The sequence below is a fragment of the Clostridium sp. LBM24168 genome (assembly GCF_052953915.1).
On sequence record NZ_CP196861.1, the window covers coordinates 3,103,887 to 3,120,628 of the forward strand.

20 protein-coding genes are annotated in these 16,742 nt (G+C 32.3%); all 20 read left to right on the top strand.

Annotated features, from left to right (window positions below; genetic code table 11):
* Positions 1-157 precede the first annotated feature (157 nt).
* The 20 genes from ACSVC9_RS15450 (at position 158) to atpA (ending at position 16,738) form a co-directional block, all read left to right on the top strand.
* On the top strand, positions 158-754 hold the full coding sequence (locus tag ACSVC9_RS15450) for a thymidine kinase (RefSeq protein ID WP_446898290.1): 597 nt from the start codon (positions 158-160) through the stop codon (positions 752-754).
* Positions 754-1,674, top strand: a complete 921-nt coding sequence (locus ACSVC9_RS15455; protein ID WP_446898291.1) for a DUF1385 domain-containing protein — start codon at positions 754-756, stop codon at positions 1,672-1,674. The genes ACSVC9_RS15450 and ACSVC9_RS15455 overlap by 1 nt, the downstream gene beginning before the upstream one ends.
* A gap of 29 nt (positions 1,675-1,703) precedes the next feature.
* Positions 1,704-2,567 carry a peptide chain release factor N(5)-glutamine methyltransferase gene (prmC, locus tag ACSVC9_RS15460; RefSeq protein ID WP_446898292.1) on the top strand — a complete coding sequence of 288 codons (864 nt, stop codon included), beginning with the start codon at positions 1,704-1,706 and terminating at the stop codon, positions 2,565-2,567.
* Between the two features lie 88 nt (positions 2,568-2,655).
* Positions 2,656-3,726 (top strand): peptide chain release factor 1, encoded by a 1,071-nt coding sequence (prfA, locus tag ACSVC9_RS15465; RefSeq protein WP_446898293.1) that lies wholly within the window; start codon positions 2,656-2,658, stop codon positions 3,724-3,726.
* A gap of 39 nt (positions 3,727-3,765) precedes the next feature.
* Positions 3,766-4,392, top strand: coding sequence for a hypothetical protein (locus ACSVC9_RS15470; RefSeq protein WP_446898294.1), 627 nt, complete (start codon positions 3,766-3,768; stop codon positions 4,390-4,392).
* Positions 4,393-4,439: 47 nt separating this feature from the next.
* Positions 4,440-5,174, top strand: a complete 735-nt coding sequence (locus ACSVC9_RS15475; protein ID WP_446898295.1) for a ZIP family metal transporter — start codon at positions 4,440-4,442, stop codon at positions 5,172-5,174.
* A 38-nt stretch (positions 5,175-5,212) separates the two neighbouring features.
* On the top strand, positions 5,213-6,265 hold the full coding sequence (locus tag ACSVC9_RS15480; protein WP_446898296.1) for an L-threonylcarbamoyladenylate synthase: 1,053 nt from the start codon (positions 5,213-5,215) through the stop codon (positions 6,263-6,265).
* 92 nt (positions 6,266-6,357) lie between these two features.
* A complete protein-coding gene (locus tag ACSVC9_RS15485; RefSeq protein ID WP_446898297.1) occupies positions 6,358-6,768 on the top strand; it encodes an arsenate reductase/protein-tyrosine-phosphatase family protein in 411 nt (136 codons plus the stop codon).
* A gap of 94 nt (positions 6,769-6,862) precedes the next feature.
* Positions 6,863-7,312, top strand: coding sequence for a ribose 5-phosphate isomerase B (gene rpiB, locus ACSVC9_RS15490; RefSeq protein ID WP_446898298.1), 450 nt, complete (start codon positions 6,863-6,865; stop codon positions 7,310-7,312).
* A 65-nt stretch (positions 7,313-7,377) separates the two neighbouring features.
* Positions 7,378-8,007: a uracil phosphoribosyltransferase gene (gene upp, locus ACSVC9_RS15495; protein ID WP_446898299.1), complete on the top strand. Its 630-nt coding sequence runs from the start codon at positions 7,378-7,380 to the stop codon at positions 8,005-8,007.
* Between the two features lie 123 nt (positions 8,008-8,130).
* The gene (locus tag ACSVC9_RS15500) at positions 8,131-8,544 is read left to right on the top strand and encodes a deoxycytidylate deaminase (protein ID WP_446898300.1); all 414 of its coding nucleotides are present in this window, start codon (positions 8,131-8,133) and stop codon (positions 8,542-8,544) included.
* Between the two features lie 29 nt (positions 8,545-8,573).
* A complete protein-coding gene (locus ACSVC9_RS15505; protein ID WP_446898301.1) occupies positions 8,574-9,602 on the top strand; it encodes a glycosyltransferase family 4 protein in 1,029 nt (342 codons plus the stop codon).
* A 43-nt stretch (positions 9,603-9,645) separates the two neighbouring features.
* Positions 9,646-10,806, top strand: a complete 1,161-nt coding sequence (gene wecB / locus ACSVC9_RS15510; RefSeq protein WP_446898302.1) for a non-hydrolyzing UDP-N-acetylglucosamine 2-epimerase — start codon at positions 9,646-9,648, stop codon at positions 10,804-10,806.
* Positions 10,807-11,390: 584 nt separating this feature from the next.
* Positions 11,391-12,578, top strand: coding sequence for an acetyl-CoA C-acetyltransferase (locus tag ACSVC9_RS15515; protein WP_446898303.1), 1,188 nt, complete (start codon positions 11,391-11,393; stop codon positions 12,576-12,578).
* Between the two features lie 197 nt (positions 12,579-12,775).
* On the top strand, positions 12,776-13,138 hold the full coding sequence (locus ACSVC9_RS15520) for an ATP synthase subunit I (protein WP_446898304.1): 363 nt from the start codon (positions 12,776-12,778) through the stop codon (positions 13,136-13,138).
* A 27-nt stretch (positions 13,139-13,165) separates the two neighbouring features.
* Complete coding sequence (locus ACSVC9_RS15525; protein WP_446898305.1) at positions 13,166-13,849, top strand: F0F1 ATP synthase subunit A; 684 nt, start codon at positions 13,166-13,168, stop codon at positions 13,847-13,849.
* Between the two features lie 39 nt (positions 13,850-13,888).
* Positions 13,889-14,134: an ATP synthase F0 subunit C gene (gene atpE, locus ACSVC9_RS15530; protein ID WP_291723414.1), complete on the top strand. Its 246-nt coding sequence runs from the start codon at positions 13,889-13,891 to the stop codon at positions 14,132-14,134.
* Between the two features lie 57 nt (positions 14,135-14,191).
* Positions 14,192-14,671, top strand: coding sequence for a F0F1 ATP synthase subunit B (locus ACSVC9_RS15535; RefSeq protein WP_446898306.1), 480 nt, complete (start codon positions 14,192-14,194; stop codon positions 14,669-14,671).
* Positions 14,672-14,673: 2 nt separating this feature from the next.
* Positions 14,674-15,213 carry a F0F1 ATP synthase subunit delta gene (locus ACSVC9_RS15540; RefSeq protein ID WP_446898307.1) on the top strand — a complete coding sequence of 180 codons (540 nt, stop codon included), beginning with the start codon at positions 14,674-14,676 and terminating at the stop codon, positions 15,211-15,213.
* Positions 15,214-15,223: 10 nt separating this feature from the next.
* Complete coding sequence (gene atpA, locus ACSVC9_RS15545) at positions 15,224-16,738, top strand: F0F1 ATP synthase subunit alpha (RefSeq protein ID WP_446898308.1); 1,515 nt, start codon at positions 15,224-15,226, stop codon at positions 16,736-16,738.
* Positions 16,739-16,742 lie beyond the last annotated feature (4 nt).

Below are 16,742 nucleotides of genomic sequence, written 5' to 3' on the forward strand. Positions count from 1 at the left end.
CAACAATTATCACAATAACCACTAAAGTATAGCATGCCTTTTATATCAAGTCAACAAATTGGTATATTTATTTTTTATAAATAAGTGCTTTAATAAATCAGCTCAGTTTGCTAAAATAATATTTGTTTAAGTATAGGAATTAAAAAGAGGTAATTTTATGAGTAAATTGTATTTTAGATATGGAGCTATGAATTGTGGAAAATCTACAAATTTATTGCAGGTAGCATACAATTATGAAGAGCGTGGCATGAAAGTTATTATAGTAAAGCCTAAGATGGATACAAAAGGTGGAGATAGAATTATATCAAGACTTGGATTTTCAAAAAAAGTTGATATACTGGTTGATAAAGATGATGATATTAGGTATAGTATAAAAAAGTGGAATGACAAAGGTGAAAGCATAAATTGTATACTTGTAGATGAAGTGCAGTTTTTAAAGAAAGAGCATATAGATGAACTGTTCAAAATAGCGGTGTTGGATGATATACCTGTGATATGTTATGGGATTAGGACGGATTTTCAAATGAATGGTTTTGAGGGTAGTGAAAGACTTTTACTTCTTGCACATAGTTTGGAAGAACTGAAAACTATATGTAAATGCGGTAAAAAGGCTATATTTAACGGCAGAAAGGTAAATGGAAAATTTGTATTCCAGGGAAAACAGGTGGCTATAGATAGGAAAGACAATGTGGAGTATGAGTCTCTTTGTGGAAGGTGCTATTTTAAGTATAAATCTCAAGACGAGGTGATATAATGTCAAGAATAACGTCGGTTGGTGGGCAAGCAGTTATAGAAGGGGTCATGATGAGAGGACTTAATGGGGTTGCTACTGCAGTTAGAAAACCAGATGGTGAAATTGTGGTTGATAGAAAAGATAGTGTACCATATAATAAGAGAAATAGATTCCTGGCGCTTCCAATTATAAGAGGTTTTGTAGGATTGATAGAATCACTTGTACTGGGTATAATAACTCTTAATTATTCGGCTTCATTTTTTGAAGAGGAAGAACAGCCAAGTAAATTTGACAATTGGTTTGAAAGTGTATTTAAAGATAAAAGCGATAATGTACTTCTTGGGATTACCGTTTTCATATCTCTTGGAATAGCTGTTATACTATTTTTTATATTTCCAACTTTTCTTGCAAATATATTTAAAATTTTTAATGTGGAAAGTAGTATTGTATTGAATATAATAGAAGGTATAATAAGAGTAATTATATTTTTGATGTATATTTATTTTATTGGGAAAATACCAGATATAAATAGATTGTTTCAATATCATGGCGCGGAACATAAAACCATATTCTGCTATGAAAATGAAGCTGAATTGACACCTAAAAATGCAAAAAAATTTGAAAGATTTCATCCTAGATGCGGCACTAACTTTTTATTTTTAGTTATGATAGTGAGTATAATATTATTTTCATTGACGGGATGGAGTAACATATGGGAGAGAATATTGTTTAGAATAATTTTATTACCTGTAGTTTCAGGGATAACCTACGAGTTAATAAAATGGATGGGGAGGAGTCATAGTATATTGTCAAAGATTCTGGCATATCCTGGGCTTATGCTTCAGAAATTAACTACCAGGGAGCCAGATTATAAGCAATTGGAAGTTGCTATAATGGCATTGAAGTGTGCTGAAGGAATAAAAAACGATGGGAATATATAAATTTAATTTGTTTGAAATGGAGAAGTAAAATGGAAAAGGTAAGGAATAAAATAGGTGAACTTTTAACTTACGGATATGAAAAATTAAAAAAGCAGGATATTGATAGCTATAGACTGGATGCAGAGTTATTGCTTGGAAAAGTTTTAAAAAAAGATAAACTTTTTTTACTCATAAATAGGGATTATGAGGTAAGGGATACGGATATAAAAAAGTATTACGAACTTCTAAATTTAAGAGAGAAAAGAATGCCTGTAAAATACATATTAGGTGAATGTGAATTTATGGGGTTAAATTTTTTTGTAAAACCAGGGGTTTTAATTCCAAGATCAGATACAGAAACTCTTGTTGAAAAGACGATTGAAATGATAAAACAAAATGAATTTACAAATATATGTGACGTGTGCTGTGGAAGTGGAGTAATTGGCATATCAATAGCTAAATTGGTAGAGGATGTTCGTGTAACCTGCTGTGATAAGTTTCCAGAGGCCTGTGAACTTACAAAAGAAAATGTAAGGAGATTTTCCCTTGAAAATAGAGTCCAGGTTGTGAGAAGCGATTTATTGCAGAGTTTTATATTGGAGGATGAAAAATTTGATCTTATAGTTTGCAATCCACCTTATATTAAAGAGAAAGTTATATCTACCTTGATGAAGGATGTTAGAGATTATGAACCTTATGAAGCTCTATGCGGTGGAATAGACGGGCTTAAATTTTACAGAAAAATAGTGTCACAGAGTTTAGAACTCCTTAATAAGAATGGAATGATTATGTTTGAAATAGGATATGATGAAAAATATGAGGTAGAAGAGATATTGATAAATAACGGATTTTCAGATATTGGGTGCAGGAAGGATTTATCAGGAAGAGACAGAGTAGTATTTGGCAGATTTTAGAAAAATATTGTGGCGTAAATGTTGATATAGATAAAAATAATATGATATAATAATAAATTGTGAAAATATTTATACGGAGTGATAAAATATGTTGGAAAGGCTTGATTTTATAGAGAACAAATATGAAGAATTATCTATAAAGATAAGTGATCCTATTGTTATGAAGGATCAAAAAGAATGGCAAAAATTGTGCAAAGAACATGCAGATATGGAAATAATAGTCGCTAAATATAGAGAATACAAGAAGGCAAAACAGGATTTGGATGACAATAAAGAAATGCTCAAGGAAGAAACGGACAAGGAAATGAAAGATATGGAGCAGGAAGAAATAAAATCTCTTACAGAAAAAATAGAAGAGAGCAAAAATGAATTAAAAATACTACTTCTTCCAAAAGATCCTAATGATGATAAGAACGTATTTGTGGAGATAAGAGGTGGTGCAGGAGGAGAAGAGGCTGCTCTGTTTGCAGCAGATCTTACAAGAATGTATGTCAGATATGCAGAGAGAAAAGGATGGAGTGTAGAGACAATAAGTTTGAATGCTACGGATATTGGCGGTTTTAAAGAAATAGTATTTATGGTAAAGGGAAAAGGTGCCTACAGCAGACTAAAATATGAAAGCGGTACACACAGGGTTCAGAGGGTTCCAGATACGGAGTCAAGTGGCAGGATTCATACTTCCACAGCTACTGTAGCTGTACTTCCGGAGGTTGATGATGTAGATATAGTAATTAATCCTAATGATATAAGAATAGATGTATTTAGAGCATCAGGCCATGGTGGACAGTGTGTAAACACTACAGATTCTGCGGTGAGAATTACACATATACCTACAGGACTCGTAGTTTCCTGTCAAGATGAAAAGTCGCAGCTTAAAAATAAGGAAAAAGCTATGAAGGTTTTAAAATCCAGACTTTATGAAATGGCGGAAAATGAAAGAAATGCAAGTATAGCAGAAGATAGAAAAAGTCAGGTAGGAACGGGTGATAGAAGCGAGAGGATAAGGACATATAATTTCCCGCAAGGCAGGATTACGGATCACAGAATAAGTTTAACATTGTACAAATTGGATTCATTTTTGGATGGAGATATTGATGAAGTTATTGATGCGCTTATAACTGCAGATCAGGCAAAAAAGATGGAATCTATAGGTAAATAGAGAGGAGTTGAAAACCGTTATCTCAATTAACGGGCAATTATGAATATAGATAAAGCCATAAACAAGCAAAAAAAGTCTTATAAGAGATTTCTGCTATTTATGAGCTTTATTTTTTTTATACTTCCGGCTATCTTTATTATGTCCAAAAAATTTAGCTTATTTTATATAATTTATCTTCTGATCATAGAAGTGCTTGTATTTTTAGCGGTTATAATAAAAATTAACAATGAATCTTTAAAGTTTGATTGTAATGGATATAGATTAAAAATAAGTGTAGGAATAAACAGAAGTAAAATAAATATGGTTTGTGATAAAGTTATGTTAGTGCATGTAGAAAAATATCTATCTAAAAATAAAAAATTAAATGATTTTAAAATTATTGTTTTGACAACTTCACAATTTAGAAGTGGTAGAATGCTTCCTGTAAATTTAGAGTTTTTAAAAAGGCATACATATATAGCTTTTAACTATAATAAGTTGAAAATATTATATCCGGAGCAAAAATTTTATTACACTATAATTAAACGGGCGGGCATAAAGAAATATCCCCTGCTGGATGTTATATATAAAAGCTGTGTCCATGCTCATTTTACAGAAGAAGCTATAGATGAAATAAAATATTATAGAGAAAATTCCGAAAAACATAATTTTACCTATAGAGAATGATAAATAAAGATAAATTAGCATACATATAAAACATAATCAATAATATTATGGGTGGTTTCTTGGATATTAGTATTACCAATATTGTAGTTATAGGGAGTGCTGTATCACTTGTAGGTACAATGCTTGGGGCATCCCTCGGTATAATAGTGAAAAAACCTTCTAATAGATTCATAGGTACGATAGTTGGTTTTGCAGCAGGCTTAATGCTTTCTATAGTTGTATTTGATTTAATACCAGAAGCAATTAGAACATGGGATTTTTCTAATACTATAATATGTGCTGTGCTGGGGGCTGTTGTGATGGCTGTAATTGACAGCAGAGTTAGAATAGATAATATAAATAAACATATAAAGGTAGCTTTTATGGCAGCTGTGGGTCTTATGATTCACAACTTTCCGGAAGGTATAATAATGGGATGTGGTTTTAGAGCAGGAGGAAGCCTTGGAATAAAAATGTGCCTTATAATTGCAATTCATGATATACCAGAAGGACTTGCTGTTTCTGCACCTCTTATGTCATCTAGAATAAAAAAAGCTAAAATACTTTTATATGCTTTTATTACAGCATTTCCTACAGCTGTAGGAACATTTTTTGGGGCATTTATTGCTGGAATATCTGATGATATACTAGGTATTTGTCTTTCATCTGCGGCAGGTATAATGTTGTATGTAGTATGTGGAGAGATGATACCGGAATCTTCAAAACTGTGGGATGGAGTAACTAGCACTCTTGGAGTTATGTTTGGAATAATTCTGGGGCTCATAATTGTAAATGTACTTTAATTGTATAATTTCTTTAAATGAAAAAGGTGGTAATAGTCATGGATACAAAAGTCAAGTTATTGGATGAAGAGAACATTGATGATAATATCATAGAAGAAGCTGGAAAGATTATAAGAGAGGGTGGTCTTGTAGTATTTCCTACAGAAACTGTGTATGGATTGGGTGCTAATGCCTTAGATGAAAATGCTGTAAAAAAAATATTTGAAGCTAAAGGAAGACCACAGGATAATCCTCTTATAATACATATATCAGATATAAAGGAAATAAAGCCTCTAGTAAGGAATATACCGCAAACAGCTAAGAAATTTATTGATAAATTCTGGCCTGGCCCTATGACCTTATTATTCCCTAAAACTGAATTAATTCCAGATATTACAAGCGCTGGACTTCCGAGTATAGGAATAAGGATGCCATCTGATAAAGTAGCCCGTGCATTAATAAAGTCGGCTAACGTGCCTATTGCAGCACCATCTGCAAATATATCAGGGAGGCCAAGTCCTACTGATGTAGAAAGATGTATAGAGGATTTAAACGGAAAAGTTGATTATATTTTAGGTGGAAATATGTGTGAATTTGGGGTGGAATCTACAGTTATTGATTGTACTGTAACTCCCAGCTGTATATTGAGACCTGGAAGAATAACTCTTGAAATGCTGCAGGAAATAGAAAAGGATATATATATTGACCCTGCAATTATGAAAGAACCTGATAAAAATATAAAACCTAAAGCTCCGGGTATGAAATATAGACATTATGCTCCAAAAGCTAAAGTGAAAATAGTTAAGGGAGATTTGAAAAAAACTATTGCAAAAATTAATGAAATGGTGCAAAATTATATAGATGAAAATAAAAGGGTAGGTATAATTGCTACAGATGAAACTCAAACTTATTACAAAAATGCACTTGTAATATCTCTTGGAAGCAGAAAAGATATGATAAGGGTATCTAGAAACTTATTTGAAACTCTAAGACGATTTGACGACCATAACGTAGATATTATAATTTCAGAAGCATTTTGTGAAAAAGGGATAGGTGTTGCTATAATGAATAGACTTCAAAAATCTGCTGGATTTGATATTACAGAAGTTTAGTTGCTATAACTATCTAATATCTAATGGGAAAAGTGGTGATTGCGTTGAAAAAAATTCTATTTGTATGTACAGGAAATACTTGCAGAAGCTGTATGGCAGAGGCAATATTCAATAAGTTCTGTGATACGGATAGTATAATGGCGTATTCAGCAGGTATATCGGTAGTATCTGGAAGTAAAACTTCTCATAATGCAGCATATGTTGTTAAAAAGTATATTAATGAGGATATAATTAATAGAAAAGCAGTTCAGCTTACTGGATATATTGTAGAAAGTTCGAATTTGATTTTTACAATGACAGAACATATAAAGAGTATGCTTATAAATAATTTCCCTGATTTCCATCATAAGATATTTACATTGAAAGAATTCATTTTACAAAAAGGAGATATAATAGATCCATTTGGCGGTGATGTAGGAGATTATGAGGTTGCTTATAGAGAACTTGAGGAAAGTATTCTAGCATTGTTAAAAAAGTTAAAAGAAGGTATAGGCATTACTTAATGTTTTTATCTTCTTTTTTTGCGGAGTTTAACAAAAGAAACATTTTATTCTTTAATATTTTATTGTTAAGTATATAAATTTCGGAGGTGTTTTTATGAAAATTGCTTTAGGAAGTGATCATGCCGGATTCCCTCTAAAAAAGGAAATAATGAAACACTTAAAAGCTAAGAATATAGAATTTAAAGATTTTGGAACTTTTTCAGAGGATTCTTGTGATTACCCGGATTATGGACAGAAGGTTGGAGAACAGGTTGCATCTAAAAACTATGAATTTGGTATATTAGTATGTGGAACAGGTATAGGAATAAGTATAGCTGCAAATAAAATCCCGGGAATAAGAGCTGCAGTCTGTGGAGATACATTTAGTGCACATGCATGTAGAGAACACAATAATGCAAATATCCTAGCACTTGGACAAAGAATTGTAGGTACTGGACTTGCAATGGATATAGTAGATGCATTTTTAAATGCAGAATTCCAGGGAGGAAGACACGAAAGAAGAGTTAATAAAATTAGTGAAATAGAAAATAAATATACTAGATAATTCTAGTTTATAAATTTATAGATTGTACATTTAGCTGTGCAATAGATAAGGAGAGTAATTGTAGAATGAGTAAAGTAACGCAGATAACACATCCACTTATACTTCATAAGTTGGCTCTTATAAGGGACAAAAATACGGGCTCAAAGGATTTTAGGGAACTTGTAGAGGAAGTAGCTATGCTTATGGCATATGAAGTTACAAGAGATCTTCAGACAGAAGATGTTGAAATAGAAACACCTATATGCAAGACTACATGTAAGATGCTATCAGGAAAAAAGGTGGCCATAGTACCTATACTTAGAGCAGGACTTGGCATGGTAGGCGGGATGTTACAACTTATTCCAGCTGCCAAAGTAGGTCATATAGGACTCTATAGGGATGAGAAGACATTGAAACCTGTAGAATATTTTTGTAAATTGCCTCAGGATATTGGAGAAAGAGATGTAATTGTAACAGATCCCATGCTTGCCACAGGTGGTTCATCTACGGATGCAATATCTCTTTTGAAAAAAAAGGGAGCTAAAAAGATAAGACTTATGTGTTTAATTGCTGCTCCAGAAGGAATAAAAAAAGTTACCAAAGATCATCCTGATGTGGATGTATATATAGGAGCTTTGGATGAAAAGTTGAATGAAAATGGATATATAATACCTGGACTTGGAGATGCAGGTGACAGACTTTATGGTACTAAGTAATTGAAATTTTAAGACTCTTGATGGTTTCGAGAGTCTTAAAATTTTAAAGATTTTAGGATTTCTTTAAAAAAATAGCTTTATAGTTTATAATTAATATGTGCTTAAACTGAGGAGATAATTTTTATGAGAAAAGATTGGGATAATTATTTTATGGACATTGCATTTGAAGTTGCAGAAAGGAGTACCTGTCCAAGATTGCACGTAGGGGCTGTTCTCGTGAAAAATAAGAGAATTAAAGGAACTGGATACAATGGAAGCCCCAGAGGATTAGATCATTGTGACGATGTAGGATGTTTTATGAAAAATAATCACTGTATAAGAACTATTCATGCAGAAGTTAATTGTCTTTTAGAAGTATCGCCTGATGATAGGGAAGAATCTACCCTTTATGTTACTCATATGCCATGTCCGGAATGTCAAAAACTTATAATAACTTGTGGAATAAGCAGAGTCGTATTTTGTGAGGACTACTCTCCAGAAATAAATTGGTTTAAATATGCACCATATATTAAATTGGAAAAAGTAGTAAGGGAATAAACATAAGATGTGATGAGGAAGGTTAATTAATGGATAATATATACATATTGGCAATAATTTCGGCAGCAATTTCAGCGCTACTTACGCCATTTGTAAAAAAATTCGCAGTGAAGTTTAATATTGTTGATATACCAAAGGATAATAGACGAGTACATAACAAGCCAATGCCACTTTTAGGCGGATTGGCCATATATTTTTCTTTTGTAATAACACTTATATTAAATAAAGAAAATTTGACTAATTCCGAAATTGGTTTGATATTAGGTGCAACAATAATAGTAATAGGTGGATTTATAGATGACAAATACAACATAAAGCCATGGTGCAAGTTGTTATTTCAAATATCATCTGCACTTGTTTTGATATACTTTGGAGTAAGAATAACAATTATAACAAACCCTATGAGTGATGTTTATCAATTTATAAATGTAGGTTACATGTATATTCCTCTTACTATAATATGGGTAGTAGGTATAACGAATGCCATGAATCTTATTGATGGGCTTGATGGACTGGCAGCAGGAATATCGTTGATATCAGCTATTACACTTTTCGTAATATCAATTTTAAATGGTAGAAATGAAGCAGCTATGCTTACGATTATACTTTCAGGAGCTATACTAGGTTTTCTACCATATAATTTTAATCCAGCTATAATATTTATGGGAGATACCGGAGCACAACTTTTAGGATTTATGCTTGCATCTATATCAATAGAAGGAGCAATAAAGTCGGCGGCAGCATTCTCTATTGCGGTTCCAATACTAGCATTGGGTATACCTATATATGATACATTATTTGCTATGATAAGAAGAAAGATAAATGGAAAGCCCATTATGCAGGCAGATAGAGGACATTTACATCATAGGCTACTTGACATGGGACTTACTCAGCGGCAATCAGTTATAATAATGTATATAATAAGTGCGATACTGGGAAGCTTCTCCATAATTGCCATGCAAATTAATCCACAGAGGTCTTATTTTGTTCTGGCAGGAGTTATGGTAGTACTTGTTGTAATTGCTTGGAAAGTTGGTTTTTTTAAACATAGGGGATAGTTTTTTACACGAGATATTGTCTCAAAAAAATGGAGGTATATATATGAAAATACTAAAGACTATAACCATATTTGGTACAAGGCCTGAAGCAATAAAGATGGCGCCACTTGTAAAGGAGTTTGAAAAAAGAAAATACATAGACAATAAAGTGTGCGTTACAGCGCAGCATAGACAAATGTTAGATCAGGTATTGAATTTATTTGACATAAATCCAGATTTTGATTTAAACATAATGAAAAAGAAACAGACATTGACAGGAATAACAACAAAGGTACTTGAAGGACTTGAGGAAATATTTATAAAAGAAAATCCGGACCTTGTTTTGGTTCATGGAGATACTACTACAACATTTGCAGGAGCGTTGGCTGCATTTTATAGGAAGATTAAAGTAGGTCATGTTGAAGCTGGGCTTAGAACCTATAATAAATATTTTCCTTTTCCAGAAGAAATGAATAGGAAACTTACAGGTGCTATAGCAGACTTGCATTTTGCACCTACGCCAAAATCAAGGGATAATCTCTTAAAGGAAGGGGTTTGCGAAGATCAAATATTTATAACTGGAAATACAGTAATAGATGCTATGAATGTTACAATAAATAAAAGTTATAAATTTAACAACCATAAATTGAATGAAATAGACTATAAAAATAATAAAGTGATAATGGTAACGGCCCACAGGAGAGAAAATTGGGGTGCAGGAATAGAAAATATTTGCAAAGCTTTGAAAATTGTGGTACAACAAAATAAAGATGTAGAATTAATATATTTAGTCCATTTAAATCCAATAGTTAAGGATGTAGTATATAAAATACTTGGAGAAGAAGATAGAATACATCTTTTTCCACCTCTTGATACGGATGAAACTCATAATTTAATGAACAAGTGTTATATGGTCATGACAGATTCAGGAGGATTACAGGAAGAGGCTCCACACCTAGGAAAACCAGTACTTGTATTGAGAAATGTTACGGAGAGACCGGAAGCTGTAGAGGCTGGTACTGTAAAACTTGTGGGAACTTCTCAGGAGATGATAATTAAAAATGCCAATGAACTTATACGAAATACCTATGAATATGAAAAGATGAGTAGGGCAATAAATCCTTATGGCGATGGAAAAGCTTCTGCAAGAATTGCTGATGCAATACTGGATTATTTTGAAATCGAAAAAGGAAAATATAATGAGTTCAATTATTTAAAAAAATAAAAAAAATAAAAAATTAAATATTGCAAATATCTTATAGATAGTGTAACATATAAGTATGTTAACCATTACATAGTTAGGAGATTGAATTTCCTGGCTATATTGTTAAAAAAAGTTTGTCTTTTTTTTAACAAAATTTTAATTACCTATATAGAAAGCAACAAACTTGTGAAATTATTCTAATAAATTCCGAAATAAAATTTATTGAACATTGGAATTATAAAGACAAAATGGTTTTAACAATGAAATGATAAGTGGAATAAAAATGTTTTGTTGCAAAAGAAGATTGAAATATCATTAGATTATTTCTCTTATTTTTAATAAACTTTGAGAACCTTAAATTAATTTTATTGAAAGTTTATGAAATTGGTTTTAGGTAATGTATTTTTCGACAAAAATAAAGACATCTATTCAAAATTTTATTAAACGTATTAATTTGTCTAACTAACGGGTTATTGGCAAAATTTGTTTAAAACTTTCAATTATTTTTACTTTCTATATAGCTATTGAAATTGTTGACAGAAAAATTTATAATTTATTAAATTTATTAACATTATTAAAATTTTAAAAATATAGGAGGATGAATCATGAAAGAAATAGTTATTGCAAGTGCAGCTAGAACAGCCATAGGTAAATTTGGAGGAAGCTTAAAAGGCATTTCTGCCCCAGAGTTAGGTGCTATAGTTATAAAAGACGCAATAAAAAGAGCTAACATAAAGGCAGAAGATATAGACGAAGTTATAATGGGAAATGTATTGCAAGCAGGACTTGGACAAAATACAGCAAGACAAGCACTAATAAAAGCAGATATTCCAAACACAGTACCAGCTTTTACATTGAATAAAGTTTGTGGCTCAGGACTTAGGGCAGTAAGCTTAGCAGCTCAGGTAATAAAAGCTGGCGATGATGATATCGTCGTAGCTGGTGGAATGGAAAACATGTCTGCAGCTCCTTATGTACTTCCAACTACAAGATGGGGACAAAGAATGTTTGATGGAAAAGTAATAGATGAGATGGTAAAAGATGGACTTTGGGATGCTTTCTATAATTACCACATGGGTATGACAGCTGAAAATGTAGCAGCAAAATGGGGTATAACAAGAGAAATGCAGGATGAATTTTCAGCATCATCACAAAACAAAGCTGAAAATGCAATAAAGAGTGGAAGATTCAAGGATGAAATAACTCCAGTAGTTATAAAAGATAGAAAAAAAGGTGAAATAGTATTTGATACTGATGAATTCCCTAGATTTGGGACAACTTTTGAATCATTGAGCAAATTAAAACCAGCATTTAAAAAGGATGGTGGAACTGTTACAGCAGGTAATGCTTCAGGTATAAATGATGCAGCAGCAGCTTTAATTGTTATGAGTGCTGATAAAGCTAAAGAGCTTGGAATAAAGCCTCTTGCTAAAATAGTTTCTTATGGCTCAAAGGGATTAGATCCTCAGATAATGGGATACGGACCATTCTTTGCTACAAAATTAGCACTTGAAAAGGCTAATTTGACTATAGAAGATATAGATTTAATTGAGGCTAACGAAGCTTTTGCAGCACAAAGTTTGGCAGTTGCTAAAGATTTGAAATTCGATATGAGCAAAGTAAATGTAAATGGTGGAGCAGTTGCTCTTGGACATCCAATTGGAGCTTCTGGTGCAAGAATACTTACTACATTACTTTATGAAATGAAGAAAAGAGATTCAAAATATGGTTTAGCTACACTGTGTATAGGCGGAGGAATGGGAACAGCTGTAATAGTAGAAAACTATAAATAATTTAGAGAAATAACATATATAATATTCTAAATAAATAAAAAGTAAACCAGGTTAAATATAAAATACCTGGTTTGCTTATTTATCTATTTTTAGTAAAGTCAGTTTATTAAAAAAAGTATGTTAAATTTAAAATAAAGCTTTCCGATTGTATTTTAAAGGTGTATAATTTTATTAATTACTCTAGGCGGAGGAACTTAATGGATAAAGATATTTTGGACATGATAAAAAAAGTATCCATAATTGATTCGGTAATTGGTATAATTGCAGCTTTTGTCATACAGATATTATTTAAAAACTATGGATTGTTTGTAATGCTGGGGATGTGTATAGCTTTATTTAATTTTTTTATTAATAGTGCAGTAGGTGGATTGATATTTAAAAATTTAAAAAATTCATCGGTATCCCTATACATAATAAGTTTTTTTATAAGAATTGCAATTGCTGCAGGGATAGGATATGCAGTTTTTACCTATGACAAATATAGTACAGTTGCATATCTATTTGGATATACTTCTCATTTAATGGGAATATATATATATTCAGTTATTAAGAACAATTGACGACAATTAAAGAAAGGATGTGATGAAATGGAAAGCTTTTCACCATTGTTCATAATGCATTTTGGTTCGTTCAATATTGGAATAACATCTAGCATTCTTGTACAATGGATTATTATTTTGTTCTTAGCTGTTCTTGCAAAAGTTTTTACTACTAATATGAAGAAAATACCTGATAAGAAGCAAAGCGTTGTTGAAATTATATTTGAATCAATACGAAATCTTGTTGAAGACAATATGGGGAAAGAATATAAATCCTATATACCTTATATAGGAACTTTAGCTATCTATATTATAGCAATCAATATTCTTCCATTAATTGTTGGAGTAAGATCTCCTAGTGAAGATCTGAGTGTTGCAGTAGGACTGGCACTTATAACATTTGTATTAGTTCAATTTAATGCAATCAAGAAAATTGGTTTAAAGGGGTATTTTGTAGCGTATTCTAAACCGGTAGTACCGTTGTTGCCACTTAATATTATAGAAAGAGTGGTTCTTCCAGTTTCATTGAGTTTACGACTATTTGGAAATTTAACTGCAGGTGCTGTAATTGTTGGGATGGTATATGGTGGGTTAAGCCATATAGGATGGTTTGCACAGTTGCTGGTACCTATTCCCTTTCATGCTTTCTTTGATTTATTTGATGGTTCAATACAAATGATAGTATTTGTTATGCTTACAATGATGAACATAAAAGTTATAGCTGAAGAGTAGTAGCATAAACTATTTATATATTTAAGGAGGATTTTTATTATGAATTTAGATGCACAGTCATTTATATCGGGTATGGCAGCTATCGGAGCAGGTTTAGCTGCTATAGGATGCTTAGGAGGAGGTATTGGAGTTGGTAATGCTGCAGGAAAAGCAGTTGAAGGAGTATCAAGACAGCCAGAAGCAAGTGGTAAGATATTGAGTACATTCTTCGTAAGTGCAGCTTTATCAGAAGTAACTGCTATTTATGCTCTATTGATAGCACTTATTTTAGTATTTAAAGTTTGATATTACATACCTCACCAACTTATGTTGATGTTTTAGAGGGGAGGAATCAGTTTCAATATGGAAATTAATTTAAGTAGGGTTATTATAACAATAATAAATTTCATTATATTGTATTTTATTTTGAGGCATTTCTTTTTTAAGCCAATTGATAACAGCATTACTAATAGGAAAGAGGAGATTGCTGACAAAATTAAAAATGCCGATGAGAATAAAGAAAAGTCACAGAAACTGTTGGCTCAACATCAGCAACTTCTGAGCAATTCAAAACAAGAAGGCAAATCTATTGTTGAGGACTATAAAAACAAAGCTGGCAAGGTTTCTGAAGATATAATAAAAGATGCACAAAAAGAGGCTACAATAATATTAACTAGAGCAAAAACTGAAGCTGATAGGGAAAAAGAAAAGGCACAGGATGACATAAAAAATCAGGTTGTAGATTTAGCTCTTCTTGTATCATCACGGGCTTTAGAGGGATCTATCGATGAAGATCAGCATAGAAAACTCATTGAAGATTTTATAACTAAGGTAGGTATCTGACTATGTATGAATATTTAAATAGAAGATATGCACTAGCACTTTACAAAATTGCAGAAGAAAAAGATAAAGTCGAGGAATATCTTGAAGAATTAAGGCAAGTTGTAGCAGCAATAGAAGGAAATGCTACATTTATGAAAATTATTAGAGATCCTGAAATAAGTACGTCAGAAAAAAAGAGTATACTTACCACCGTATTTAAAAATAAAGTTAATGATGATGTATTTTCGTTCCTGTTAGTTCTTGTAGAAAAAGGTAGAATCGGTGATGTTGGAGGAAAGCTTAGAGAGATGGAAAACATATATCTTGAAAAGCATGATACCATTGTAGCAGAAGTAAAGACAGTTGTTCCTTTAACAGAAGATGAAAAAGGAAAATTAAAGGCTAAATTAGAAGAAAAATTTAATAAGAAGATTTTAATAAAATCAGAATTGGATCCATCTATAATAGGTGGTGTATATGTTAATGTAGATAATCAAGTTATTGATGGAACTATAAAATCAAAACTTTCTGAAATGAAGAAAGTAATGCTTAGGAAAGATTAGAGGTGAGCCTATGAACATAAAACCTGAAGAGATAACTTCAATTATAAAAGATGAAATACAAAAATATGAAAAGAAAATAGAGACAGTTGATTCAGGTACAATAATTCAAATTGGTGATGGTATTGCCAGGGTTTATGGCCTTAATAAATGTATGGCCAATGAACTTCTAGAGTTTCCAAATGGTGTTTATGGTATGGCTTTGAACCTTGAACAAGATAATGTAGGTTGTGTTCTTTTAGGTTCAGAGGAAGGAATAAAAGAAGGAGACGTAGTTAAGAGTACAGGTAAGGTTGTAGAGGTTCCAGTAGGTGAAGATGTAATGGGAAGAGTAGTAAATTCACTCGGACAGCCTATTGATGGTAAAGGACCTGTTAAAACTTCACAAACTGAACCAGTAGATGTTGTGGCTCCAGGAGTTATAACAAGGCAGTCTGTTAAGGAACCACTTCAGACTGGACTCAAAGCTATAGATTCAATGATACCAATTGGAAGAGGCCAAAGAGAACTGATTATAGGAGATAGACAGACGGGTAAAACTGCTATTGCCATAGATACTATAATCAACCAAAAAGGAAAAGATGTAATATGTATATATGTAGCTATAGGACAGAAACAGTCCACTGTAGCTCATATGGTAAACGAATTGACGGAAATGGGTGCTATGGACTATACGATAGTTGTGTCAGCTACGGCATCAGATCCAGCACCGCTTCAATATATTGCCCCTTATGCAGGATGTACTATGGGTGAGTACTTTATGCATAAAGGAAAAGATGTGCTTATAGTATATGATGATTTGTCAAAACATGCGGTTGCATATAGAGAGATGTCATTATTACTTCGTAGACCACCAGGAAGAGAGGCATATCCAGGTGATGTATTCTATTTACATTCAAGATTACTTGAAAGGGCTGCAAAATTGTCTGACAAATTAGGTGGCGGATCTCTTACTGCACTCCCTATAATAGAGACTATGGCAGGAGATGTTACGGCATATATACCAACAAATGTTATATCAATTACGGATGGGCAGATATTTCTAGAAACAGAACTTTTTTATGCAGGACAGAGACCAGCTATAAATGCAGGAATATCGGTATCCAGGGTTGGTGGTAATGCACAAATTAAAGCTATGAAGCAGGTAGCAGGTACACTTAGACTGGATCTTGCACAATATAGAGAACTTGCAGCGTTTGCTCAATTTGGTTCTGATCTTGATAAAGAATCAATGAGGAGACTTGAAAAGGGAAAAAGGTTAACGGAAATATTAAAACAGCCCCAGTATAGGCCAATGCCTGTAGAAAATCAGGTAATTATATTATTTGCAGCTGGTAGAAATCATTTAATGGATATTCCAGTTGAAAAAATTGTTCAGTTTGAAAATGAGTTTCTTGAATACATGAATACCCACCACAAAGAGATAGTACAGGAAATAGCAGATAAAAAAGTTATATCTGATGAATTGAGTGATAAGCTGGGAAACGCTATAGAAGAATTTAAAAAAATATTTTTAGCAGAGGTATAATTCC